Source organism: Tunturiibacter lichenicola (genome assembly GCF_051013355.1).
Classification (GTDB): Bacteria; Acidobacteriota; Terriglobia; order Terriglobales; family Acidobacteriaceae; genus Edaphobacter; species Edaphobacter lichenicola_F.
The window spans coordinates 4,451,567-4,476,176 of sequence record NZ_CP132944.1; the positions used below are offsets into that span (position 1 = coordinate 4,451,567).

Consider the following 24,610-nt stretch of genomic DNA (forward strand, 5'->3'; position numbering starts at 1 on the left):
TAGTTAGATTGCGGGAATGACTGCTTTGAGCGCTTCTGTGGTCTCTTGTAGGCGAAGACCAGAAGCTGCTGACGGCGTATGATTTCGCTGATGTTAATTTGCTCATTTTAAGGAGGCTCAATGCGGGTTGGGATGTTGACCGGTGGTGGAGATTGTCCAGGGCTCAATGCAGTGATACGGGCGGCGGTGCGCAAGGGGATTTTGCACCATGGGGATGAGTTTGTCGGCTTCATGGAAGGGTGGCGAGGTGTGCTGGATGATGTGACCATGCCGCTGACGCTCGAGACGACGTCGGGGATTTTGCATCGGGGTGGGACGATTTTGCGGTCCTCGCGGACGAATGTGAAGAAGATTTCGGGAGGATTTGAGAAGTGCGTTGAGGTTCTTGGGAAGCATAAGCTGGATGCGCTGATTGCGTTGGGTGGGGATGACACGCAGTCGATCAGTTTGGCGCTGAGTGAGAAGGGTGTGAAGTGCGTTGGAGTTCCGAAGACGATTGATAACGATTTGAACGGAACGGACGCATGTTTTGGGTTTGATACCGCTGTGGGGATCGCGACGGAGGCGGTGGATCGGCTGCACTCGACCGCTGAGGCGCATAACCGGGTGATGGTGTGTGAGGTGATGGGCCGCGATGCGGGTTGGATTGCGATCACGGCTGGAATTGCGGGCGGCGCTGATGTGATTCTGGTGCCTGAGGTGCCGATCGATATCGAGGAGGTCTGCCGGCTCGTGAAATACCGTCGGGAGCATGGGAAGAAGTTTTCGATTGTGGTCGCGGCTGAGGGGGCGCAGTTCCCTGAGACTGGGCAGGCGACGCATGGGACGGCAGTGGACTCGTTCGGCCATGCGCGGTTGAGTGGAATTGGGCAGGCGCTGGCGGAGGAGATTGAGAAGCGCACTGGTTACGAGACGAGGAGTGTGAACCTGGGGCATACGCAACGGGGTGGAACACCTTCGGCCTATGACCGGATGTTGGCTACTCGGTATGGCGTTGCGGCAATTGACCTAGTGCATGCGGGTAAGTTCGGTCGGCTGGTGGTGCTGAAGGGGACTGAAATTACTGATATTCCGCTGGCGGATGCGATTGCGAAGACGCGAACGGTTGGGGAGGACCTGCTGACCGTGATGAAGAGTCTGCAACCGTTAGCTTCCAGTTAACAAAGGAGATTTTTGTTGTGCCTCTCGACAAAAGAAGGTACAAAGATGGTGCCGGGTTGGCTCGACCCGGCACCAGTCGAGAGCGAAACGGGGACCTGTGATGGCTGTATCGGCGCAAGTAGCGGTACGCGAGGTTATGGATATCCGTCAGGCGTCGGAGTATCTGGGTATTAGTGGGGATACGTTGTACCGATATGCGTCTGAGGGGTTTATTCCGGCGTTTAAATTGGGGAATCGGTGGCGTTTCAAGAAGTCGCTGCTGGATGCTTGGATGGATGAGAAGTCGGGGGTAAAGCCGACGGTCACTCCGATTGCGGTCATGCCAAAACAAAAGAAGCCGGTTGCGCGGGCGCGGTAGACGGGTTGATTAGTCGACTGGCTGCGCACATTAACGGATCGGTGATACTGTTCGGGGCGATTGCGGTCGCAGCCTTTTGGTTTGCGATACAGCTTTGCTGGTCGGCTGTGGGAAAGCCGTGGTACAGCGTTGCAGGGCGTGTAGCGGCGGCAGTGGCGCTTATTGGGATGGGAATCGTGATGATATTTTTTACGGCGTTCGAGGGCTAGCTTTGCATCGCGCGAATTTCGAGTTTTTTTTCTTGTCGAACGGGATTCAGGCTGGGTTAAGTGTCAGGACGGTGATCTCTGGAGGGCAGTTGAGCCGGAATGGGAGGCCGACGGTGCCAATGCCACGGTTGACGTAGAGCTGCATCTGGTTGAAGCGGTAGTGGCCTTCAGGGTACTTCATGCCCATTGGGGGTAAGACCAACGGGCCAAGGAAGGGCAGTCTGATCTGGCCTCCGTGAGAATGGCCGGAGAGCATGAGGTCGACGAGCGGTCCGCGGGGGTGGGCCATGACGGTGTCAGCGTAGTCGGGTTCGTGCCCCATGAGGATGACGGGGCCGTCGGGTTTGGCTGGGACCGCTAAGTCTAGGTTCGGGGAGCTCGTGCCGGGATCGTCTAGACCGCAGAGCCAGATACGTGCGCCGTTGCGTTCGATGGGAACGTTTTGGTTGACCAGGACTGGAGTGCCACGGCTGGAAAGGGCGTGAATGACCATCGCGGCGTCTACAGCTACGTCGTGATTGCCGAGAACGGCGTAGCGAAGGGGAGCGGTGAGTTTGGTGATGATCTCGGCCGCGCGATGGGCTGCGTGTCGACCGGCGATAAAGGTGATAGATCCGTGGGTGACGAAGTCGCCGGTAAGAAGGACGAGATCGGGTGCAAGGCTGTTGACTTTGTTGACGATGTGTTCGAAGAAGTAGGGCTCGGTGTACTCGTCGAGATGGATGTCACTGATCTGAACGATGCGGTAACCATGGAAGGCCGACGGGAGGTCTTTGACGGAGATGGGCCGGTCGACGACGTCAACCTCGTGTCGAGCGATTTCGCCAGCGTAGAGAGCGAATGCTGCTGCGGTAGTGCCGGTGCCTATGATGAAATTTCGTCGGCTTAAGCGCGACGGCTGGTCGGATTTAAAGCCGGACATAAGCCATGATACCGGGTTGCACGTGGATGGACCAAAGCCGACTAGTGGACCGAGCAGTTGGGTAGAATCAGAGGTGATGAATTTCAGTTTGCGGAAGAGAAGAGCCGGAGCCGCGGCAAAGACAGCGGGCGTGGATGGGATGTTGGTTACACATCTGCCGGATGTTCGCTATCTCTGTGGTTTCACAGGGTCAAGTGCGGCATTAGTGCTGGTTGGCGGCAAGGCAGTCCTGTTTACCGATGGTCGATATACGGCGCAGGCCAAGATCGAAGCGGTTGGAACCAAGGTTGTCATCGCGAAGAAGCCGGCGGTGATCGCAGCTTGTGAATGGATCGAAGCGGCGGGACTGCGGCGATGTGGGTTTGATGCGCCGCATACGACGCTGGCCGCGCTGGAGACAATGCGCAAGGCAGTATCTGCCAAGATACGGCGAGGAATGTTTGTTGCAGTGGGGTCACTGGTGGCTCGGCTGCGTGAGGTGAAGGACAACGACGAGATTGCGCGGATGCGCGCGGCTGCCCAGGTAGGGTGTGAGTTGTTCGATGGGATGCTTACTTATCTTGAGGCGGGGCTGACAGAGGTGGAAGTAGCGGCGACGCTGGAGTATGCGGCGCGGCTTGCAGGGGCAGAGGGGATGTCATTCGAGACGATCGTTGCGAGTGGAGAGCGATCTGCGCTTCCACATGGACGGGCAACGACTGCCAAGCTGCCGAAGCAGGGGTTCGTGACGTTGGATTTCGGTGTTATTCTCGACGGATATTGCAGCGATATGACGCGTACCATACACATGGGGAAGGCGCTTCCAGGTGTTCGGGACGTGTATGATTCTGTGCTGGAAGCGCAGGAGGCTGCGGTCGCTATTGTTGCGCCCGGAGTAACGGCCGGAGAGGTCGATGAGGCGGCACGGAGCGTGTTGCGACGGGCTAAGCTGGATCAATATTTCAGCCACTCGACGGGACATGGTGTAGGGCTGGAGATTCATGAAGGCCCGAGATTGGCAGCGAAGCAAACGCAGGTGTTAGAGCAGGGAATGGTGATTACAATCGAGCCTGGTGTGTATATGCCGGGACGGTTTGGATTGCGCATTGAAGATATGGTTCTGGTGACGGCTTCAGGTGGAGAGGTTTTGACGCCGAGTGTGAAGGCCTGGATCGAGTTGTAAAAACGAGATGGTGCCGCAAGAGGCACGGGAAGAGACATGATGGACGGAAATAAGTTGAATGAGCTTCGCGAACTGGTCGAGTTTTTGAAGGCGAATGAGATCGCCGAGTTCGACATGGAGCAGGATGACCTGAAGGTGCGGATCAAGTTTGCTGGCGAGCCTGCAGTTGCGGCTCCAGCGGCAGGGTTCGATATGGCGCAGCTAAGTCGGTTGATGGCATCAGCGCCTGCTGCTGCTCCTGCTCATCCAGCCTCTGCCCCTGCGGCAGTGGCGCCAACTGCTCCAGCTGCTGAGGCCGAAGAGAAGTTGCATGAAGTGAAGTCGCCGATCGTGGGGACGTTCTACGAGTCGCCATCACCTGGCGCACCGGCGTTTGTGAAAGTAGGCGATCAGGTCGAGGTTGGGCAGGTGCTGTGCATCGTCGAGGCCATGAAGCTGATGAATGAGATCGAGTCTGACGTGGCCGGTGAAGTGGTGAAGCGGATCGCTGCGAGTGGACAGCCGGTGGAGTATGGACAGCCGCTGTTTGCCATCAGAGCGCGGTAAGACACATTAGCGATTCGGTACAAAGTTCGATGGAAGGCATCTCAAGTTTATGTTTCGTAAGGTTTTAATTGCCAATCGTGGGGAGATTGCACTGCGTGTGATCAGCGCGTGCAAGGAGATGGGCATCCGTACGGTTGCTGTGTATAGCGAGGCGGATCGGAACTCGCTGCATGTGCGGTTTGCCGATGAGGCGATCTGTATTGGGCCACCGCGTTCGAGCGAGAGCTACTTGAATGTGCCTGCCGTGATCTCCGCGGCTGAGATTGCTGACGTGGACGCTATTCATCCGGGCTATGGACTGTTGAGCGAGAATGCAAACTTCGCCGAGGTGTGCCGGGCTTCGAATATTAAGTTCATCGGGCCGCCGCCAGAGGTGACGCGGATGATGGGCGAGAAGTCCACAGCGCGGCAGACGATGAAGAAGGCGAAGGTGCCGATTCTGCCGGGCTCCGATGGGATTATCGCGGACGAGAATGAGGCGCTGGAGTGGGCGAAAGACGTTGGTTACCCCGTCATTTTGAAGGCCGTTGCGGGTGGCGGCGGTCGCGGGATGCGCATCTGCCGCAACAAAGAAGAGTTGCCGGGCCTGTATCAGCAGGCTTCGACGGAGGCGGCGAATGCCTTTGGCAACGGCGATATGTACATGGAGAAGTTCATCGAACGGCCTCGGCATATTGAGTTTCAGGTGCTGGCAGATGAGCACGGCAATGTGATGAGTCTGGGTGAGAGGGAGTGCTCGATTCAGCGTCGGCACCAGAAGTTGATTGAAGAGGCTCCGAGCTTGATGGTGACGCCGAAGCTTCGTGAGGAGTTGGGCAAGACAATCAAGAGGGCGCTTGAGAATATCGGCTACTGGAATGCCGGGACGATTGAGTTTTTGATGGATGAGGATGGCAAGATCTACTTCATCGAGATGAATACTCGAATCCAGGTTGAGCATTGTGTAACTGAGATGGTTACAGGGATTGATCTCGTAAAGGCGCAGCTGCGAATTGCTTCAGGGGAGAAGCTGACCTCGATCATTACGAAGCCGGTTGAGATCCGTGGACATGCGATTGAGTGCCGGATTAACGCGGAGCATCCCGAGAAGTTCACGCCTAGTGCGGGAAAGATTACGGCGTTCAATTTGCCCGGTGGGAACGGGGTTCGAGTGGATACGGCTCAGTATGCGGAGGGGTTTGTGCCGCCTTACTACGATTCGCTCATAGCCAAACTAATCTGCCACGGTGCTGACCGCGAAGAGGCGATGAACAAGATGGAACGGGCGTTGAGCCAGTTTGTTGTCCAGGGAATTCATACGACGATTCCTCTGCATCAAAAGATCTTCGCGGATAAAGAGTTTCGGTCGGGACAGTTCGATACGAAGTTTATGGAGCGATTCTTCGAGCGGCAGAAGGATAGCTAGGCGCTAGAGGACGTGAACAGGATGAAGAGGCTTGTAACGTTAGTGCTGGTGGTAAGCTTCATGGGCTTAGGAGCTCAAACCGTTCCGTCTCCCGCTGGTCCGGATCCGCTGGCGCCCGTTGTGTGGATGGCTGGTGGAGTGTGGCATGGGGAGGTGCAAGGCCCCGATGGCAAAACCACAAAGATCGAGACTCGCGTAGAACGGGAACTGGATGGCAAGGCGCTTAGTTTCACCAGTAGCTTCGACGGTGTGATGCAGTATCAGGGCTTCTTCGCCTATGACGCCGCTAAGAAAGCGATTGTATTTTCTTATCCCAGCGCGGATGGCGGATTGACCAACGGCACGGTGAGGAGCGAAGATGGCTCGTTGTTATGGGACTTTCAGATGACAGAAGCGAGCGGCAGTGTAAATCGCTTTCAGGTACACACTGATCAGACTGGCAGCAATGACTACACGTGGGCGCTGTTCGCACTGAAGAAAGATGCCTGGGTGAAGCTGTTCGAAATCCACTACCACCGGACGCAGACATAACGATGGATCGAAAGCTGCGTTCTCTGCCTATTTTTTATGCCATTCTCGACGCGGGAATTTTGTCGCGACGAGGCGTTGATATCGCTGATTTTGCTCGAGCGATTCGCGATGCGGGTGTAGGCCTAGTTCAATATCGCGACAAGGGAGCTGCGCCGCAGATGGCTATTAGGAACGTGGACACCATACGCGACGTATTCCGCGAGAGCGACTGTTTGCTGGTGATGAATGATCGGGCCGATCTTGCGGTGCTCGCTGGATGGGATGGGGTTCACGTGGGGCAAGATGATCTCACGCCTGAGGACGCTCGTACCGTTGTGGGAGCGGCCAGGTGGGTTGGGGTTTCTACGCATACTGAAGAGCAGGTTCGGCGGGCGGATTTGAGTTGTGCAGATTATGTTGCAGTAGGACCGGTGTTTGCCACTGGGACGAAGTTGGATGCAGAGCCGGTGATCGGATTGGCGGGAGTAAGGGTGGCGCGATCGCTGACAAAAAAAACGATTGTGGCCATTGGCGGAATCACGCGTGGAAATGCCAGATCCGTGATCGATGCCGGGGCTGATTCAGTAGCCGTAATCAGCGCTCTGATTGTAAAGGGGGAGCCGGTCGCGAAAGTGGCGAGAGACTTTCTCGATGTTTTACGGTAGAACTGACAAACGTGAATTTTGTGAAAAAAACAGAACTTGCTCCCGCTGCTGAGCAGCCGAGTGAAAGACAGGCAACATCGGTCGCTCCACAATTTGTGCAGGGGATGGGGTTGTTTTCTGCAACGGCGATCGTGATGGGCTCGATGATTGGGTCGGGCATCTTTATTGTTTCTGCGGATATGTCGCGTGGGCTGGGGTCTCCTGCGTTGCTGATTGCGGCGTGGCTGGTGACGGCGACAATGACTGTGATTGGCGCGCTGAGTTACGGAGAACTGGCCGCGATGATGCCAAAGGCAGGCGGCCAATATGTGTATTTGCGTGAGGCGCTGGGGCCGCTTTGGGGTTTTCTGTATGGGTGGACCTTATTTCTTGTCATACAGACAGGAACCATTGCGGCTGTGGGTGTGGCGTTCGGGAAGTTTCTCGGGGTATTTGTTCCAAGCGTGAGCGCGCAGAACTGGATCTGGCATATCGGGCATGTTCCGGCGTGGCATGTGGGGCCGATGGTGCTGGGCAACATGGATATTGGGTTGAATACGGCCAACCTGTCGGCGATTGTGGTGATTACGCTGCTGACGTTGCTGAATACACTGGGCGTGAAGATGGGCGCGGCGGTGCAGAATGTGTTTACGTCGGCGAAGGTGCTGGCTCTCGCGGCAGTTGTGCTGGTAGGGGTGCTTGCTAAGAACTCTGTTGCCCTTGCGGCGAACTTCGGTGCTGGTTGGCATAACTTCTGGGCGGGTGCTGGTTGGCATACCACGCATGCCGTGCAAGTAGGGGTGGGTGGGCCGACAGCATACGTTGGGCTTTTCACTATGCTGGCGGTGGTGCAGGTGGGGTCTCTGTTCAGCTCGGATGCCTGGAACAACGTGACGTTTACGGCTGGGGAGATCCGAAATCCCAAGCGAAACCTGCCGCTCTCGCTCGCAATTGGAACGGGAGTAGTTTTGCTGCTGTATGTGCTGTGCAACTTCGTTTATCTGAGCGTACTGCCGATGGTGGGCGAGCCAGCAGCGACGACGATTGCGGGGCGGGGAATTCAGTTTGCAGCCGAGGATCGAGTTGCGACAGCGGTGATGGAACAGGCGTTCGCTGGGTATGGCGCTAAGTTGATGGCTGCGGCGATTTTGGTTTCCACTTTTGGTTGCGTGAACGGGATGCTGCTCGCTGGGGCTCGCGTGTACTATGCGATGAGCCAGGATGGTTTGTTCTTCAAGTCTGTTGGCAAGTTGAGCGAACGGTCGAAGACGCCTGTGAACTCTCTTTGGGTGCAGTGGGCGTGGACTTGCTTGCTCTGCCTATCGGGAAGCTATGGGCAGCTGTTGGACTATGTGATCTTTGCGGTGTTGGTCTTCTATATTTTGACGATTGCTGGACTGTTTGTGCTGCGGCGGAAGCGGCCGGATGCGGTCCGGCCTTATAGAGCGTTTGGGTATCCGGTGCTGCCTGCGGCGTATATCGTGATGGCGCTATGGATTTGTGCAGTACTATTGCGTTACAAACCTCAATATACGTGGCCGGGCCTTGTGCTCGTTCTGCTGGGGATACCGGTGTATCTGGTATGGACGCGGATGCCACGGTCTCAGTCGATTGAGATGACGGCAAACGAAGGGTAATAAGTTACGGGAAAGTAGAGAACTCGAATCAATGGCGAAGTTGCTGGCAACCAAACCTCTCTCGCGTCTGCTGCACGAAGCACAAGATGAGGGCGAGAGTGGACTGAAACGTACCCTGGGCCCACTGAATCTGGTGACACTCGGTATCGGAGCGATCATCGGCGCCGGCATTTTTGTGCTGACTGGTCAGGCTGCAGCGAAACATGCGGGGCCGGCGGTGATGCTGAGCTTCGTGGTGGCCGGGATTACCTGCGCGTTCGCGGGCCTTTGCTATGCAGAGTTCGCTTCGCTGATTCCTATTGCTGGCTCGGCTTATACGTATGGGTATGCCACGCTTGGTGAGTTTGTGGCCTGGATTATTGGCTGGGACCTGGTGCTGGAGTATGCGTTTGGGGCGGCGACGGTGGCTTCGGGCTGGAGCGGTTACTTTGTTGGGTTGCTTCAGGACTTCCATATTCATATTCCTCCGCAACTAACGACTACGCCGGGAAATGTGCTGTACATGTACCACGATCGCTGGCAGTCGCTGATGGCACTTCCTGCAGGAGTCGATGCTTCGGCGCTGCCTCATGTCACTGGTGTGTTCAACCTGGTGGCGTTTCTGGCGATCACCGTGATTACGACGATTCTGATCATTGGGATTCAAGAGTCGGCGAATCTGAATACTGCGATTGTGATTGTGAAGCTGGGTGTTGTGGCAATTTTTCTGGTGCTTGGAATCGGGTACATTCTTCATCATCCGGCCGAGGCTCATGCGAACTGGACGCCGTTCATTCCGCCGAGCCAGGGGCCGGGGGCGTTCGGCATCGGAGGGATTACGGCTGGTGCGGCGTCGATCTTCTTTGCGTATATCGGGTTTGATGCAGTGTCGACGGCGGCGCAGGAGGCGAAGAATCCGAAGCGGGATATGCCGATCGGAATTCTTGGGTCGTTGGTGTTCTGCACGCTGCTCTACATTGTCGTGTCGGGCGTGCTTACCGGGTTGGTGAACTACAAGGCGCTGAATGTGGGCGACCCGGTTGCGGTCGGTATCGACGTGACTGGTGTTCGGTGGGGCAGCATCCTGGTGAAGATTGGTGCGGTGTTCGGTCTGGCGACGGTGATGCTGGTGATGTTGCTGGGTCAGTCGCGGGTGTTTTATTCGATGTCGCGGGATGGGCTGCTGTGGAAGTGGGCGGGAGTGATCCATCCCCGGTTCCGGACTCCGTGGATCTCGAATCTGGTGGTTGGAGCGATTGTGGCGTTTATGCCCGCGCTGTTGCCGATTGACCGGTTGAGTGAGCTGGTCAACATGGGGACGCTGCTGGCGTTTGCTATTGTCTGCGCGGGCGTTTGGATACTGCGGCGACGCAATCCCCATCTGCATCGGCCCTTCAAGACACCGTTTGTTCCCGCGGTGCCGATCCTGGGTATCATCAGCGCTCTTTACCTGGTGTGGACGCTGCCTACGTTGACCAAGATCGTCGTGCTGGGTTGGCTGGCGTTTGGGCTGCTGATCTACTTTACGTACAGCGTGAAACATAGCAAAGTGCAGAAGGCCCTACGAGAGGGTACTGAATAGCTTCTGGTTTCCTTGCTTCAGACCCCCACCCCCCCCCGGGGTGGGGGTACGTAAGTCTTTTATTATGAGCATTTTGCCGAAATGGATGGCGTCAAATATTTCATTCCAAATGGGTTACGGCTAAATTCGTCCAAGCAAACGGGTTATGCGTTTCTCATCGCAGTAGATGAAAAAGCCCAGGCTAGTTGCCGGGCTTTTTCTATGTCTGATTCAAGTATAGCTGCTGGAGCATAACTCATACGCCACGCGAATGTGCTGGATTGGCGCGGGTTTTCGTGGATCTGGGGCTTGACAGGTTTTCGGCGCGAGCAAAAGCGGGCAAAGCTCTGCCACGGCTTTGAGCAAAAAGGTTGATCATCTTGTTGGGCGGAGGTGGCTTCTATTCTCCGTCGGGCGGAGTGCGGGTGGCTCGAAGGAGATGGAAGTGGGTGGGGTGATGCTTCCGGTGGTGGCTAATGGTTGGGGTGATCTTGGCGGGATTCTTGTTGAGGGTTGATGGTGTTTTTTGTGGTGGTTTGTGGTGCAGATGATGGCTCATCCGCTTCGGCTACGCTCGAACAACAAAGAAAGCTAGAGCAACGACAAGAGCAAAGGCGAAATACTGGGGTCTCTCCACTGCGTCGCGCGATGAGACCGCACGACTTCGGTCGAGATGACGACTTTTGTGTGTGATTGTTTTAGAACAGGAGCAAGGCTTAGCACTGCACGACAGCAAAAACAAACAGCGGCAAGTGCAACGGCAAAGACAAGGATCCTTCGCTGCGCTCAGGATGACGACATCGGTGGTTCGCTCAGGGTGCGGAACGACAGTAAAGGTAAGCTACCGCAAGGGCAACAGCAATTGAACTAGCAACAGCAACAGCAAGAGCAACGACAACAGCAGATTCCTCCGCTTCGCTGCGGAATGACAACAAAAAAGCACCGGCAAAAGCATCTGCCAATTAAGAACAGCGGCCAATTAAGAACGGCTGACAATGAAGAAGTGCAGAGAAGGGATTAGTTTTTGGGGAGGTTTTTGGGGTTGGTGAGGGCTGATGCGGAGGTGCCTGTGGATGCAGGTGTCGTTTGAGGGAGGATAGGCAGGGTCACCGTGTTGGTGGCGGTGGGGTCGTCGCGGAGGCGTAGGTAGAAGCCGGTTTTGGCGGGGCGCGGGAGGGAGAGGCTGGTGCCGACGAAGCCTTCGGGGACGGTTGTTGGGGTGGTGAAGGTGGAGTCGGTGGCGATCGAGTCAACCAGGTAGAGGCTGGAGCCGGTGAGGGTGCAGGGCTGGGTCGTGTCAGCCGGGCAACGGAGGGCTGTAAGGGTAGGGAGGCGGACGAGGGTGACAAGAGGGAGCCAGTCGCCTGTGGTGCCGTCGGGGGAGACGGGGCGCAGGCGGAGCGGACCGAAGGCTGAGGTGCCGAAGGCCTTGAGGGGGTCTAGCGTGGCGAGGAGGGTGTGGGGATTCTGAAGGACGAGATTGCCCTCGGAGACGCTGAGGGTCGCGTGGAGGCTGTCGTCGGCGTTCGTGATCTCGATCTTGCCGGTGCGCGGAAACGGCACGGGGGACTTGAGCGAGAAGGTGAGCTGCTGGTCGGCGGGTAGGTCGTCCTGAGTGGCGAGGTGAATGGGGCTGTTGGAGTCGCCCATGTTCTTGTTGAGCAGCGTGACAGAGGGGCGGGCTGGAGAGACGGTGAGGGGAAGCGTGAGGTTGCGGCCGTCTTTGAGGGAGAAGCTGGCGGTGAGGCGTTCGCCGACGCGAAGTTTGGGGGCCTGGCTGTTGGGCGGGAGGGTGAGGCGGAGCTGGGTGTCGGAGTTGGTGGCCGCAGGGGTGGGGGTTGCGGTGTCCTGATTGGAAGGGGTGGCCGGTGGGGCGGGGGAGAAGACGAGGTTATTGATGGTGAGTTGCTGGACCTGATCGAGGCTGGAGCCGGTGAGATCGGCGGTGGTGTCGCCTGCGTGGAGTTCGAGGGCGGTGAGACGGGCCGGCTCGGAGTAGGTTTTGGCGGCGACGGTCTCGTCTTTGGGTTCGCCGAACTGCTTGACGACGAGGTGAAGGGCTCCAGGGTCGTTGGCTTTGAGGGGAACGGTCACGTCAACGGTGGAGGGCTTGTCGACTGGCTTCCACTTGGCTTCAGCGAGCTTTCCGGCGGTGTCGACCGAGATGGTGTCGACGCAGGCGGTGCCGGTGGAACTGACCATGAGGTGATTTTCACGGCCGGCGATGAGAAGGTCGTTGTCGGCCAGCCTCCAGTCTTTACCTGGCGTGTCTTGAAGTTGGAGGGTTGGGCCTTTGAAGGCGTCAAAGCCCCAGAAGCCGTTGATGGTGCCGGTAACGGTGCCGGGTGCAGACGCAGATGCTGTCGAAGCTGGATGGGAACCATCCGTTGCGGGCGGTGCATCTGGTTTGGCGTCTGGTTTCGCTGGTGAGTTTGCCTCGGCGGGAGCTTCGAGGCGCGTTTCAAGCGGGAGGGGTTTGCGTGCGGGGGCGTGTGCCAGGACGAGACCGCCTCGAAAGGCGTCCGGAGTGACGGGAATGTCGGTGCCGCCGTTGGGGCCGTCGACGTGGAGGGTGAGATCGTGTGCCAGTGCGGTTGCGAAGACGAGGGGCGCGCCTTCGACTGGGAGAACGACCGCGGGTTTGAGCAGACATGCGATGTCTTTGGGATTGGTGGGACGCAGCGGTGGGGGGACAGCGGCTTGAATCGCGGGGAGACCGATGACGATTACGGATTTCGGATTGTTGAAGGAGGGTGGGGTGTTGAGGCGGAGGTTGAGGGCGTCGCCGTCGGGGAAGGCGATGGCGGGGATGTACTGATATCTGGCGGTGTGGAGGCTGCTGGTGATGCGGATGAGGTCGACGATGGCGCCGACGTAGGGGCTGTAGTTGCCGCCGCCAGCGAGACGGGTGTAGCTCGCCTGGTTGATGAGGTCAGAGTTGGAGCCGTCGTTGAGTGCATCGGCGACGGATTGGCCGTGGCCGTCGTCGAGGAGGGTCTGGTTGCCGGCCTGGGTGAGGCAGGTGGCCTGGGTATCGACGGGGCGTTTGAAGCAGTCGCCGTTGGGCTTGAGGTTGAGGGTACGGGCGAGGAGGTCGGAGTGATCGACGAGTCCCTTAGTGTCATCGGGCGGGACGCGGCGGATGGCAGCGAGGTAGGTCTCGATGCGGGCTTGTTCGAAGCCGGATTCGAGGAGGTCCTGCGAGGCGCGGACGAAGATGCCGGGGCGGCCGCGGACGGCGGACCGGAGGGTGCTGAAGTCGCCGCCAGTCTCGGGTGCGAGGAATAGGATCACCTGCTGGGCTTCGGCGGGGACGGTGATGGTGACGCCCTCTTCGCGAACCTTTTTGTTCCAGGTCTGGATTTCGGTGAACCAGTTATCGGGCGGCGGGTTGGTGGTGCCGCGCAGGAAGACTGCAACGAGTAGGTAGTGGACGGATTGGGTGGGAGGGAGGTCGGCACGGAGCCAGACCTTGTCACCGGGTTGGAGGTTGGGAACCTGGGCGATGGGCAGGGTCTTGCCGGCGCGGGTAACGTGAACGTCTACCTTGGGACCAGCGAGATCGAAACGGGCGGCGTCGGCAGCGTGGAGCAGCGTACATACGCTGAGGAGGGCAGCGAGAGTTCCAGCGATACGGAAACGTCGAAACACACTTGCCATCATTCTATTTTAGACGGCGAAATGGCTCCTGCGGCTGTACTGAGGATGTTGTTGAATCTTTTGACACACTTGTTACGGACTACTTGTTGCGGATGCGGGAGGAGAGGTGGTCGCCGGCGACGACGCCGTCGCGGATGGTGACGATGCGATGGGCGTACTCGGCGATGTCGGGCTCGTGGGTGACGAGGACGATGGTGTTGCCGTTGGCGTGGAGTTCGTCGAAGAGAGCCATGATCTCGTCGCCGGTTTTGGAGTCGAGGTTGCCGGTGGGTTCGTCGGCGAGGATGATGGAGGGGCGGTTGACGAGGGCTCGGGCGATGGCGACGCGTTGACGCTGGCCTCCGGATAGCTCGTTGGGCTTGTGCATCATGCGTGTGCCGAGGCCGACGGACTCAAGGACATCTTTGGCGCGTTTGGTGCGGTCGGCTGCGGGAGTGCCGTTGTAAATGAGAGGCAGCTCGACGTTGTGGAGTGAGGTTGCACGGGCGAGCAGGTTGAAGGTCTGGAAGACGAAGCCGATTTCCTTATTGCGAATGCGGGCGAGCTCGTCGTCGTTGAGCTCGGAGACGTCGTGGCCGTTGAGCCAGTAGCGGCCCTGAGATGGAGAGTCGAGGCAGCCGATGAGGTTCATCAGAGTCGATTTGCCTGAGCCGGAGGGGCCCATGATGGCGACGTACTCGTTGTGACGGATGCGGAGGTTCACGCCACGGAGAGCATTCACCTGCTGGTCGCCCATCTCGTAGGTCTTCCAGAGATTGTCGGTGACGATGACGTCGCCGGTGGTGGGACCGGAGGCGTTGCTGGTGCTGAGGTTGGTTTCGACTGCAGTTTCGATTGCCATCCGGTTCTCCGTGCTCCTACTGTTTCAGGATAGTACGTTTGGGGTGGTGGGATGGTTCCGCGATGTTGGTTCAGTCACTGCGTAAGCACCTATTTTAGAGTTCAGATTCAACTTTGTCAGGACTTGTCTGCGTCTGTGGTGGTCGTTTCAACGGTGTTATCTACTTTGACGGCTGTGCCGCTCTTTAGGCCTCGCAAAATTCGATATCGGCCAGTGACTATTTCATCGCCTTCTTTGAGCCCGCTGAGAACTTCGATGTCGGTGGCTCCGGTGATGCCGGTGGTGACGGGAACGAAGACTGCACGGAGCTTTTTGTGGTCCGCCTGAAGGAGGTAGACACCCTGGACGGGCTGAGGTTTGGTGGTTGCGGCGGCGACTCCGCCTGCTTTGGGTTTGCCCGCGTTGGCGGCCAGGGCTTTTTCGGCGGCTGGATCGCGCTGGACGAGGGCCTGGATGGGGATGGTGAGGTCGTTGGGTTTGTGAGCGGTGGTAATCTTGGCCGTGGTGGAGAGGCCGGGGCGAAGCTCATCGTTGGACAGGCCTGGTGTCTGGTCGATGGTGACGACGACCTTGAAGTCCTTGGCCTCTTCGGTGCCTGTGGTGCTTTGGCTGGTGGCGACGCCGGTGGTGCGGAGGAGCGCCTGATCACCGACCTGGGTGACGTGGCCTTTGAAGACGCGGCCGGGCAGGGCATCGACGGTGACTTCAGCAGGCTGGTTGAGTTCGACGTTGACGATGTCGGTTTCGTCGACTTTGACCTCGGCGGTGATGACGGACATGTCGGCGAGGGTCATGAGGGTCGAGCCTTCGGCGTTTTGAATGCCGAGGACGACGGTTTCTCCTTCGCGGACGGGGACGTTGGTGACGAGGCCGTCGAAGGGCGCGCGGCTGACGGTCTTGTCGAGTGCGTCGTAGTTGGCTCGCTGGCTGGCGACGGCCTGGTTCATGTGGCCGCGTTGCGACTCGGTCTGGGCCAGGGCCTGAGCGAGAGCGGCCTGACGCTGGGCGAGTGTCGCAGCGGACATGTCGTAGGCGGCTTTTTTGGCGTCGTAGTCCTGCTTGGCGATTAATTTTTCGTTGTAGAGCGATTCGGCGCGACCGTAGTCGAGTTTCTTCTGCTCCAGGTCGGCTTTACCCTGGGCTATGTTCGCTTCGGCGGTCTTTTCGGCGGCGAGAAAGCTGGAGATATCTGTCTTGGACGAGGAGATGGTGGCCTGCTGGGCTGCGACGGTCGCCTGCGGCTGAACGCTCTCGACGGTAGCGAGAACCGTGCCGGCCTTCACGTGGTCACCCTCTTTGACGTAGAGGTGGGTGATGCGTCCGAAGGCGGTGGCGCCAATATTGACGTAGGTCTTGGGTTTGATCTGGCCGGTGCCGTTGACCACGGAGATCAGGTCCTGACGAACGACTTTGCCGGTGGCAACTTTGGTGACGTTGGCCTGGCCGTGAAGAATGGTGCCAACGATGATCCCTCCGAGAACCAGGACCGCAACGACGATCAAAAGGATTTTCTTTAGGCTCATTGCTGCTTTCTTATCGCGCCCTCTGCCCGATGGCGGAGCCGCGTTTTGAGTTAGTGGCTACTGAATACAGTACGGAAGCGAAAGACCATGTGTTCCAATAATCTTTCCGTGACGCGGGCGGAGCCTATTCCGAAGAGATCCTCCAGAGTTCGCAACTTCCCTGTGGAGAGGACTTATCCGTTCCCTTCATCTGCGAGCGATGATAGCAGGGGTTGGCTTGAGTCTCCTCTTGTAACGGAGGTGTAACCGCTCTACAATGTAGGTTGGTACCAGGAGCACAACCTCAGCTATGACAACTTCTCGGCGCTTTGCACCCGGCACGGCTCTCCTCTTCCTGGCGATGATGGGAGCGGGTGTTTTAGCAGCGCAACAGACGACTGGTGGTTCTACGGCGCCCGATGGCGTAACAAAGGGCCCCACGGTTACAGAACAGCCGGATCCGCTGAAGCGTCCGTTGAGCGATCAGGAGAAGATCGCGCAGCGTAAGGCCCTGAAGCAGGAGTTGAAGGGCGTTTATAAGAAGTGGGTAGATGAGGATGTTCGCTGGATCATTACCGACCAGGAGTTGCAGGCATTCAAGAGTTTAAGCAACGACGAAGAACGTGACCAGTTTATTGAGAACTTCTGGTTGCGCCGGAATCCGAATCCTGACTCGCCTGAGAATGAGTTCCGCGAAGAGCATTACGCACGCATTGCGTATGCGAACGACCATTTTGCTGCCGGTAAGCCAGGCTGGAGAACCGATCGCGGGCATATTTATATCGCTTACGGCAAGGCGGACAGCATTGACTCCCATCCGAGCGGCGGCAGCTACGAGCGGCCGATGGAAGAGGGCGGAGGCAGTACGTCTACCTTCCCGTTCGAGATATGGCATTACCGCTATCTCGAGGGTGTCGGCGATAACATCGACATCGAGTTTGTAGATACGTGCATGTGCGGCGATTACCACATGACGATCGATCGGTCGGAGAAGGATGCGCTGAAGCATGTTCCTGGAGCCGGTCAGACGATGTACGAGCAGACGGGGCAGGCGAAGCAGGCCGACCGGTTTTCGGGTGGCGGTCTGGAGCAGCTTGGCGCGGGGCCGCTCTCGTCGCAGAACTCGAGCAAGCAGTTTGATCGGTTGGATCGCTTTGCGAAGCTGATGGCTCCTCCCGTGATTAAGTTCAAGGACCTGGAGTCGTTTATGGCGACCTCCAAGATTTTGACTGGGCCACCGTTTTTATTTGACGTCCGGACAGACTACGTCAAGGTGACGAACGATACGATTCTGGTACCGGTGACGCTGCAGATCAGGAACAGCGATATCACGTTCACCAATAAAGACGGAGTTGCCATGGGCACAGTGAACATCCTGGGTCGCGTGTCGAATCTGAACCATAAGCCGATTCAGACCTTTGAAGATACGGTGAGTGTGCAGGTGCCGAGCGAGTTGCTTGCACGCAAGCGGTCCGATCTGTCGGTTTACTGGAAGTCTCTCCCGTTACGGCCTGGGCTTTATAAGATCGATATTGTGATCAAGGACGTCAACAATCCGGATCACATCGGCCGATGGGAGCGCAGTTTGAATGTTCCCCAATACGACGATGACCGGCTTTCTTCTTCGTCGCTGATTCTGGCCGACCAGATGGAACGGGTACCCTCGAAGGATATTGGAGCCGGAAACTTTATTATTGGAGATACGCGAATTCGTCCGCGTGTGTCGACCGGAGTCGCAGTTCCTGTTACATTTCATCGTGCACAGAGTCTGAACTTCTGGATGCAGGTGTATAACCTTGGTATCGATGAAAAGAGCAAACAGAACGGTGCGACCATCGAGTATCAGATTCTGGACATGGCAACAAATACGACAGTTTTGCAGGCACAAGAGTTGACATCGAAGACCAATCCGAACGCGGACCAGGTCACGATTGAAAAGAGTTTGCCGTTGGCAAGCTTGCAACCAGGAAAATATCAGGTAAGCATCAAAGTAAATGACGGAATAACGAAGCAGCAGATCGCAGAATCTGCATCCTTCATCGTAGATTAGGCAGGTGCGGATTTAGATTTGGAAAGACAATATGGTTGCGCGGACGTCAATTTGCAGCAATCAATTTCACCGCACGCTGTAAGACGCACCCTATTTTTTCCGGGTGCGGGTTGGTTAGGACAGCCCTCGACGCGCAGGACGGTTTTACTGTGCAACGGCCCCAGGTGAAGATCGCGTTTCTGTCGCTGATGCTGCTGACTGCAGCCTGCCGCGTTGCTGTCGGTCAGGGTGCCACGGTATCCGGTGTTGTTCGCGACGCGGAGGGAGTGGCGCAGCTGGGGGCGCTGGTTCAGGTGATAGCGGCTGATTCAGCCATGGCAGGGACGGCGTTTACCGACCTGCACGGACGATACTTTATCCCCCACTTAGTTCCCGGACAATATCAGGTAAGAGCCAGTGCGGCGTTGTTTGTGCCAGCGCTGCGGTCTAATTTGCAGCTTCGTTCCGGAGCTCAGGCCGTTGTAAATCTCACATTGAATACGCTGTTCGAGTCTGCGACGTGGCTTCCAGCGGAACGGCGTAAAGCCGATGAGCCGGGTGACGATTGGAAGTGGACTCTGCGCTCGGCTGCGAACCGACCTATCCTGCGGCTGGCTGACGATGGCGACGTGATCGTGGTTTCGTCTAGCGCGACGGAGTCGTCGAAGGGTGCCGAACGAGCCCGTACCGAGATGACCGCTGGGGATGGTGGCTTCGGAAGTAATGGTGTACATACTGTCTTCGCTATCGACAAAGTGCTCGACGATGGAGCGGGTCTGACGTTGCATATGGATGTTGGAGCACCAATCCAACCTAGTTCGGTTGGACCATCGACAGAAGTGGCTACCGGATACGGGATGCGTTTGGGAATGGGTGGCGCGGCGAGAACGGTGCTGAGTTACCAGTCTCATCCGGAGATGATGGGGCCGGATGGATCTTCCGGACTTCAGTCGATGCAGATAGCGAGCGCTCAGCAGATGCAGCTTGGGGACATGGTTGATGTTGAGGCCGGGGGGACGGTGTATGTTGTGCGGACTTCGGGCTATGCGTCCGGTTCGCGACCGTTTCTGAAGGTAAACGCGCATCCAACCGGAACGTGGACCGTGGGGTACCGGATGGCGACGTCGCAGGAGCTTCAATCGTTCGCTGGGCTGGATACGGTCAAACGAGAGCTGCCGGTTGCGACGGTTTATGAGGGAAAGATGCAGACCGAGGGTGGGTTGCATCAAGAGTTTTCTGTGGGCCGGAAGACCGGTCGTGGGTTTGTCCAAATTGCTTATTATCGAGACTCTCTGAGTCGCGTAGCGATTGCGGGTGGCGGTGCGTTGAGCGCAGCCGATATTGCAGAGACAGGGCAAGATGGTGGCAGCGGAATTCTGGCCGATTCGACGACGGGGAATTTTCGGTTTCTGGGAGACGGATATAAGACGCAAGGGCTGAATCTGACTGTGTCTGAGCCGTTATCGTCGAATATGTGGATTGCGTTGGAGTACGGTACTGGGGCCGGGCTGGCTGAAAAGGATGGAGTGGTGATCGCTCTACCGACGCTTGGGGCTAGTTTGGCGCCGCGAAGTGCACAAACAGCGACTATTGCGTTGCGTGGGCGAGTGATTCGAAGCGGAACGACAGTTCGGGCGGCCTATCGCTGGCAGCCGACACGATTGGTGACAGCGGTTGATCCGTACGCTCCATTTAGCGACCAGGCGTACTTCAGTTGCTATCTGCGCCAGGCTCTGCGGCTGGGTAGCTTGCTGCCACCAGGACTGGACGCAACGATCGATGTAACGAATCTGCTGGCGCAGGGGTATCGTCCGTTTATGTCTGATGATGGCCAGATGCTGTTTCTAGCGCAGTCGCCGCGCACGATTCAGGCTGGGCTCGCGTTTACCTTCTGAAAGTATTCTTTGCTCAAGACTTCATGGATTCGTTCTTTCAGTGAGGTGAGAGCTGATGGTGATTGTTTGCGTTCTGCGCTGACGATAGAGTGAGTGCACGCAGTTTGTGCGGCGAAGGAGCTTGAATCTGATGCGAGCAGATATTGTGCCTGGGGCTGTGTTTCCTGACTATGAACTGACCGATCACACGGCGAAGCGGCGCAAGCTCTCTGAGTTGCAAGGACCACATCCGCTGGTGCTGGTGCTAAGCAGAGGTGGGTTCTGCCCGAAGGATCGCCGGCAGGCAGAGGGGTTGGTCGAGCTTCATCGCGAGATGGAGGTTGGGTATTGCAGGCTGGTGACCGTGAGCACGGACAATCTGGCTGAGACGAACGAGGTGCGTGCCGGCATTGGTGCGCACTGGACGTTTTTGTCGGATGCGGGACGCGTGATCCAGAAGGACCTCGACATCGCCGAGTATACGGATCCAGTGCATAATCCGATGATTCCTTACACCATCGTTCTTGAGCCTGGGCTTGTTGTGTTTAAGATCTATGACGGGTATTGGTTTTTTGGTCGTCCGACTGTTGAAGAGTTACGTCAGGATCTGCGAGCTGTTATGAAGAAGTGCCGGCCAGATTGGGATATCACAGATGCTGCGCACAAGGCAGCGTGGCAGCGGGGGGAGAAGGATGGTTTCTATCCCTATGGCAAGAGCTATGCCGCAGTGTTTGGAGAGCAGGATTAGGTGACGGCAACGCGGTCCCACTGCAAAGGGAATACGGGAGATCGTTAGTGTTTTGCGGCGGTTGTGGCTGATGCAGTTGTCGGCATGTAGACGATTACCTCGCCCGGTCGCGTGTAGTGGAGTTCTTCGCGTGCCTGATGCTCGATCGCGTTTGGATCGCTCTGGAGGCGATCGACGTGTCCTTTCAACAGGTCGTTCTCGCGCTGCAGACTGCGCAGTTGATTGTCCAGGCTCTGCGCATCCTGCCGCTTCTGCTGATAGACGGTAAGGCCGTTCTGTCCAAAGATGACGTGGTATCCCATCGCGATGGCGAGCAGCGCGGCTGCTCCGGTAGCGACCTTTCGCCAGCCCAGGCGGCTTCGCTCGTACAAACGCACGAAAGCATTTGATTGCTTTGCTCCTGCGCTTGTTGTGTTTGAACGAGGCATACAAAACTAAGTACAAACTTCGTGCCATGCATCGTCAAGTGGAAAACCCCCTTCGCGCGTGGATGTACCTACTTTGTACCGCTGTATTTTGGGAGAAGAGATACGTATGGCAGAAGCAATGAAATCGCGCCCGTTGCCGAATAAGCTGCACGAAGCCCATTCACCTTGTTATTCTTCTTATGGAGCATGCGAACCCGCTTTGCCATCTCGATCCTTTGCTATTCTCGTTTTCGCGATTGGCGTCGCCGCTCAAGTTTCTATGTTCGGGCTATTTCTTTTAGTCAAGCAACTTCATCAAAGCGTTTCTAGCGCGAAAGGACCTGCTCTATGCAATCCGCTGCCTCTACACAACTTGGTCTCACGCAACGTACCGGATCGCTGCAGGACTCACTCTCCGGCAAAGTAATCCTGGTCGTAGCCGCGAGCGTATTCGTCGCTATCTGTGCTCACCTCTCAATTCCGCTTCCGTTCACGCCGGTGCCTCTGACACTGCAAAACTTTGCTGTCATCCTCGTTGGGATGATGCTTGGCCCGGTGGCTGGTTTTTCGGCGATGGTGCTTTATCTCGCCGAAGGAGCGATGGGTCTGCCAGTCTTCACGCCGCACAGCGTAGGTGGCGTTGCGCACCTGCTTGGCCCCAATGCCGGATATCTCTTCTCTTATCCGCTGGCCGCAGCGACCGCTGGCTGGGTAGTACGCTTGATGCAGCGTGTAACCTCCCGTTTCCGCAGCGGTCTGGTCGCTGCGACGGTTGCGAGTGCGCCGATCTTCATCCTTGGCGCTGGCTGGCTGGCTCATCTTCTGCATCTGAGCGCATCCGCGACCTGGACCATGGCGATCGCTCCGTTTCTTCCGGGAGAGGTCGTCAAAATTATGGCCGCCGCCGGCATATTCAGCTCAGTGCAACGATGGCGCCGGTCTTGAACTAGATCGCGCTGTTACCTCCTTTGCGCAGACCTGATCTGCTAGCCTGCGCATGTAACACTCATTACTCAGATTGAAGGATCAAAGCATCATGACAGCCGCAACCGCCGCAATTCAAGAGATCAGCATCGCCCATAGCCCAGACTCCGATGACGCTTTTATGTTCTATGGTCTGGCGACCAACAAGGTCCGCGTCCCGGGCTTCAAGTTTACCCATACTCTTACTGATATCGAGACACTGAACCAACGTGCTATCAACGAAGCGTTCTATGACGTGACGGCGATCTCGTTTCATGCCTATCCCTATCTGCAGGACAAGTACACGTTGATGTCGTGTGGCGGTAGCGTCGGCGAAGGTTACGGACCCATGATCGTCGCAAGCCGCAAGCTCTCACTCGACGATGTTAAGAAGACCCGCATCGCGGTTCCCGGCACTCTTACGACTGCGTATCTCACGCTGAAGCTTTTCGCGCCGGAGGTTGAAACGGTTGTCGTTCCGTTCGACAAAATCATCCCGGCAGTGGTCTCGGGCGAATATGAGGCGGGCCTGATTATTCATGAAGGGCAGCTTACTTACGCAAATGACGGGCTTATCAAGCTGCTCGACCTTGGCCAGTGGTGGCGCGAGCAGACGGGGCTGCCGCTTCCTCTTGGTGGGAATGCTATTCGCCGCTCGCTGGGTGCTGAGACACTGCTGACTACCACGAATGCTCTGCGCGATAGCATTCAGCACGCACTCGATCACCGTGAAGAGGCACTGGCCTACGCGATGCAGTTTGCTCGCGATCTGGATCCGACTCTGGCCAACCGTTTCGTCGGTATGTACGTGAATGAACGCACCTTGAACTATGGGGAAGATGGCAGAGTGGCCATCCGCAAGTTGCTCGATATGGGCTACGAGCGCGGCATCATTCCTCATCGGGCCAATGTTGATTTTGTCGGCTAAGCATCGGCGCGATTTCGTTGGCTAACTCACAGCTTGCAGTCGGTTTTTCTTCTGCAAGCTGTGTTATCTTTAATAAGTCGAGTGATTGCAGTCTTGCGTGCTTCAACCCCTGCAAAGGCTCTCACCGGCCTCCTCTCCGGGAGTAAAAACCAAAAGGACGCGTAGCTCAGTTGGTAGAGCATTCGACTCTTAATCGACTGGTCGTAGGTTCGATCCCTACCGCGTCCACCACTTTCCGTCTTCCAATCTGTCAAACGCCTACTGGTTGCAAGGTCGTTCTCGATATGATGTATGTTTCAAGACCTGACCATACTCGTGGGCTGCTCTGATCGCTACCCGTAGTGGTTCAGATGCCTGACGCTGATGGGGTTTCATTGACTTCCTGGGGCGAGTAGGCATTTCTGCCTTCGGGAAGAGAAATCTGCTTCGCTAACAGTAGAATGTTGGGAACATTTTGGAGGCGAGGCGTATGGGCCCTTTCCGTTGCACTTCGTCCCTCATGAAGCAACGATCGACTGTCCCTCTCATAATCGTTAGCGTCTTGCTTGGTGGGTGCAATTCGAAGAGCGTGCCTTCCAAACCAACCGTCCAGATCACACAAGTTCCGGCCGCTAATCCTGGAGGTCCGTTAGAACTGGATTTTATTGAAGGACGGGTGAGCGGCGTCAAACCCGGTCAACAGATCGTACTTTACGCACGCAGCGGCATTTGGTGGATTCAACCTTTTGGGAACCAGCCTTTTACGAAGATTCAACCCGATTCGACCTGGAGGAACTCGACGCATCTCGGCACCGATTACGCAGCGCTTCTCGTTGAGCCCGGCTTTCACCCCACAGCGAAGATTACGGCACTGCCTCCAGAGGGAAACGGCGTAGCCGCAATCGCTGTTTCGATGGGCAAATCTGCCGCACCTATCGTTTCCAGGGTCATCCATTTTAGTGGATATGACTGGGGTGTGCGCAACGCGGCGAACGACCGGGGAGGGCAATCCAACTTCTATGATCCTTCGAATGCGTGGACCGATAAGAACGGCTATCTGCACCTTCGAATGGAGGAGCATGACGGCGTATGGACATGTGCGGAGGTGAGTCTGACCCGCAGTCTGGGTTATGGTACGTACATCTTTGTCGTTCAAGATATCGGTCATTTTGGACCATCTGCTGCTCTAGGCTTATTTACAAACGATGACTTTCGACCGGATGACATACGTAGTGAACTCGACATCGAATTGAGCCGTTGGGGAATTGCGGACAATAAGAATGCGCAGTATGTTGTCCAACCTTTCTATATCCCTGAAAACGTCTCTCGATTCATGGCCCCTGCCGGAGTGCTGACACACATGTTACGTTGGGAGTCAGGGCGCGCTTCCTTTAAGACTGTCCGCGGACCAGTGACAGGCCCTGGAGCGGCAACGATCAGTGAACATATCTTTACGTCAGGGATTCCGACTCCCGCTAAAGAGACGACTCACATTGGTTTGTACAGTTATCGGCATTCGACGAGCACATCTGAACAACCGGTCGAGGTTGTGATTGAAAAATTCGAATTCCTACCGTGAAACCAT

Annotated in this window: 21 protein-coding genes and 1 tRNA gene; 16 read left to right on the plus strand and 6 right to left on the minus strand. The window is 56.9% G+C overall.

The window, feature by feature from the left end; all coding sequences use genetic code 11:
- Positions 1 to 120: 120 nt before the first annotated feature.
- Both RBB82_RS18595 and RBB82_RS18600 read left to right on the plus strand, forming a co-directional pair.
- A complete protein-coding gene (locus tag RBB82_RS18595; protein ID WP_433972237.1) occupies positions 121 to 1,161 on the plus strand; it encodes a 6-phosphofructokinase in 1,041 nt (346 codons plus the stop codon).
- Between the two features lie 100 nt (positions 1,162 to 1,261).
- Positions 1,262 to 1,519, plus strand: coding sequence for a helix-turn-helix domain-containing protein (locus RBB82_RS18600; protein ID WP_433972238.1), 258 nt, complete (start codon positions 1,262 to 1,264; stop codon positions 1,517 to 1,519).
- A gap of 255 nt (positions 1,520 to 1,774) precedes the next feature.
- Here RBB82_RS18600 and RBB82_RS18605 read toward each other — a convergent pair whose 3' ends face one another.
- Positions 1,775 to 2,650, minus strand: coding sequence for a metallophosphoesterase (locus tag RBB82_RS18605; protein WP_433972239.1), 876 nt, complete (start codon positions 2,648 to 2,650; stop codon positions 1,775 to 1,777).
- An 88-nt stretch (positions 2,651 to 2,738) separates the two neighbouring features.
- On the opposite strand from RBB82_RS18605, the gene RBB82_RS18610 reads away from it, so the two are divergent.
- From RBB82_RS18610 to RBB82_RS18640, 7 genes are all read left to right on the plus strand, one after another.
- Positions 2,739 to 3,812: a M24 family metallopeptidase gene (locus RBB82_RS18610; RefSeq protein ID WP_433972240.1), complete on the plus strand. Its 1,074-nt coding sequence runs from the start codon at positions 2,739 to 2,741 to the stop codon at positions 3,810 to 3,812.
- Positions 3,813 to 3,851: 39 nt separating this feature from the next.
- Positions 3,852 to 4,358 carry an acetyl-CoA carboxylase biotin carboxyl carrier protein gene (accB, locus tag RBB82_RS18615; RefSeq protein ID WP_433975411.1) on the plus strand — a complete coding sequence of 169 codons (507 nt, stop codon included), beginning with the start codon at positions 3,852 to 3,854 and terminating at the stop codon, positions 4,356 to 4,358.
- Between the two features lie 49 nt (positions 4,359 to 4,407).
- On the plus strand, positions 4,408 to 5,763 hold the full coding sequence (gene accC / locus RBB82_RS18620) for an acetyl-CoA carboxylase biotin carboxylase subunit (protein ID WP_433972241.1): 1,356 nt from the start codon (positions 4,408 to 4,410) through the stop codon (positions 5,761 to 5,763).
- A gap of 21 nt (positions 5,764 to 5,784) precedes the next feature.
- Positions 5,785 to 6,294 carry a hypothetical protein gene (locus RBB82_RS18625; protein ID WP_433972242.1) on the plus strand — a complete coding sequence of 170 codons (510 nt, stop codon included), beginning with the start codon at positions 5,785 to 5,787 and terminating at the stop codon, positions 6,292 to 6,294.
- A 2-nt stretch (positions 6,295 to 6,296) separates the two neighbouring features.
- On the plus strand, positions 6,297 to 6,938 hold the full coding sequence (thiE, locus tag RBB82_RS18630) for a thiamine phosphate synthase (protein WP_433972243.1): 642 nt from the start codon (positions 6,297 to 6,299) through the stop codon (positions 6,936 to 6,938).
- A gap of 104 nt (positions 6,939 to 7,042) precedes the next feature.
- Positions 7,043 to 8,554 (plus strand): APC family permease, encoded by a 1,512-nt coding sequence (locus tag RBB82_RS18635; RefSeq protein WP_433975412.1) that lies wholly within the window; start codon positions 7,043 to 7,045, stop codon positions 8,552 to 8,554.
- Positions 8,555 to 8,585: 31 nt separating this feature from the next.
- Positions 8,586 to 10,115 (plus strand): amino acid permease, encoded by a 1,530-nt coding sequence (locus tag RBB82_RS18640; RefSeq protein ID WP_433972244.1) that lies wholly within the window; start codon positions 8,586 to 8,588, stop codon positions 10,113 to 10,115.
- 379 nt (positions 10,116 to 10,494) lie between these two features.
- On the opposite strand, the gene RBB82_RS18645 is transcribed toward RBB82_RS18640, so the two are convergent.
- The 4 genes from RBB82_RS18645 to RBB82_RS18660 all read right to left on the minus strand — a co-directional run bounded on the left by RBB82_RS18645 (position 10,495) and on the right by RBB82_RS18660 (position 16,118).
- A complete protein-coding gene (locus RBB82_RS18645) occupies positions 10,495 to 10,653 on the minus strand; it encodes a hypothetical protein (protein ID WP_433972245.1) in 159 nt (52 codons plus the stop codon).
- Positions 10,654 to 11,111: 458 nt separating this feature from the next.
- Positions 11,112 to 13,745 (minus strand): hypothetical protein, encoded by a 2,634-nt coding sequence (locus RBB82_RS18650; protein ID WP_433972246.1) that lies wholly within the window; start codon positions 13,743 to 13,745, stop codon positions 11,112 to 11,114.
- Positions 13,746 to 13,833: 88 nt separating this feature from the next.
- The gene (locus RBB82_RS18655) at positions 13,834 to 14,595 is read right to left on the minus strand and encodes an ABC transporter ATP-binding protein (protein WP_433972247.1); all 762 of its coding nucleotides are present in this window, start codon (positions 14,593 to 14,595) and stop codon (positions 13,834 to 13,836) included.
- 116 nt (positions 14,596 to 14,711) lie between these two features.
- Complete coding sequence (locus RBB82_RS18660; protein WP_433972248.1) at positions 14,712 to 16,118, minus strand: efflux RND transporter periplasmic adaptor subunit; 1,407 nt, start codon at positions 16,116 to 16,118, stop codon at positions 14,712 to 14,714.
- A 289-nt stretch (positions 16,119 to 16,407) separates the two neighbouring features.
- Here RBB82_RS18660 and RBB82_RS18665 point away from each other — a divergent pair, with 289 nt between their 5' ends.
- The 3 genes from RBB82_RS18665 (at position 16,408) to RBB82_RS18675 (ending at position 20,748) form a co-directional block, all read left to right on the plus strand.
- Positions 16,408 to 18,147: a GWxTD domain-containing protein gene (locus tag RBB82_RS18665; RefSeq protein ID WP_433972249.1), complete on the plus strand. Its 1,740-nt coding sequence runs from the start codon at positions 16,408 to 16,410 to the stop codon at positions 18,145 to 18,147.
- Between the two features lie 149 nt (positions 18,148 to 18,296).
- Positions 18,297 to 20,021, plus strand: coding sequence for a carboxypeptidase-like regulatory domain-containing protein (locus tag RBB82_RS18670; protein ID WP_433972250.1), 1,725 nt, complete (start codon positions 18,297 to 18,299; stop codon positions 20,019 to 20,021).
- Positions 20,022 to 20,151: 130 nt separating this feature from the next.
- The gene (locus RBB82_RS18675) at positions 20,152 to 20,748 is read left to right on the plus strand and encodes a redoxin domain-containing protein (RefSeq protein WP_433972251.1); all 597 of its coding nucleotides are present in this window, start codon (positions 20,152 to 20,154) and stop codon (positions 20,746 to 20,748) included.
- 44 nt (positions 20,749 to 20,792) lie between these two features.
- On the opposite strand, the gene RBB82_RS18680 is transcribed toward RBB82_RS18675, so the two are convergent.
- The gene (locus tag RBB82_RS18680) at positions 20,793 to 21,125 is read right to left on the minus strand and encodes an FtsB family cell division protein (protein WP_433972252.1); all 333 of its coding nucleotides are present in this window, start codon (positions 21,123 to 21,125) and stop codon (positions 20,793 to 20,795) included.
- Between the two features lie 378 nt (positions 21,126 to 21,503).
- On the opposite strand from RBB82_RS18680, the gene RBB82_RS18685 reads away from it, so the two are divergent.
- The 4 genes from RBB82_RS18685 to RBB82_RS18700 all read left to right on the plus strand — a co-directional run bounded on the left by RBB82_RS18685 (position 21,504) and on the right by RBB82_RS18700 (position 24,604).
- Positions 21,504 to 22,100: a biotin transporter BioY gene (locus RBB82_RS18685; protein WP_433972253.1), complete on the plus strand. Its 597-nt coding sequence runs from the start codon at positions 21,504 to 21,506 to the stop codon at positions 22,098 to 22,100.
- A 91-nt stretch (positions 22,101 to 22,191) separates the two neighbouring features.
- Positions 22,192 to 23,046 (plus strand): menaquinone biosynthesis family protein, encoded by an 855-nt coding sequence (locus tag RBB82_RS18690; protein ID WP_433972254.1) that lies wholly within the window; start codon positions 22,192 to 22,194, stop codon positions 23,044 to 23,046.
- A gap of 155 nt (positions 23,047 to 23,201) precedes the next feature.
- Positions 23,202 to 23,277 (plus strand) — tRNA-Lys (locus RBB82_RS18695).
- 337 nt (positions 23,278 to 23,614) lie between these two features.
- On the plus strand, positions 23,615 to 24,604 hold the full coding sequence (locus tag RBB82_RS18700; protein WP_433972255.1) for a hypothetical protein: 990 nt from the start codon (positions 23,615 to 23,617) through the stop codon (positions 24,602 to 24,604).
- The last annotated feature ends 6 nt before the right edge of the window (positions 24,605 to 24,610 follow it).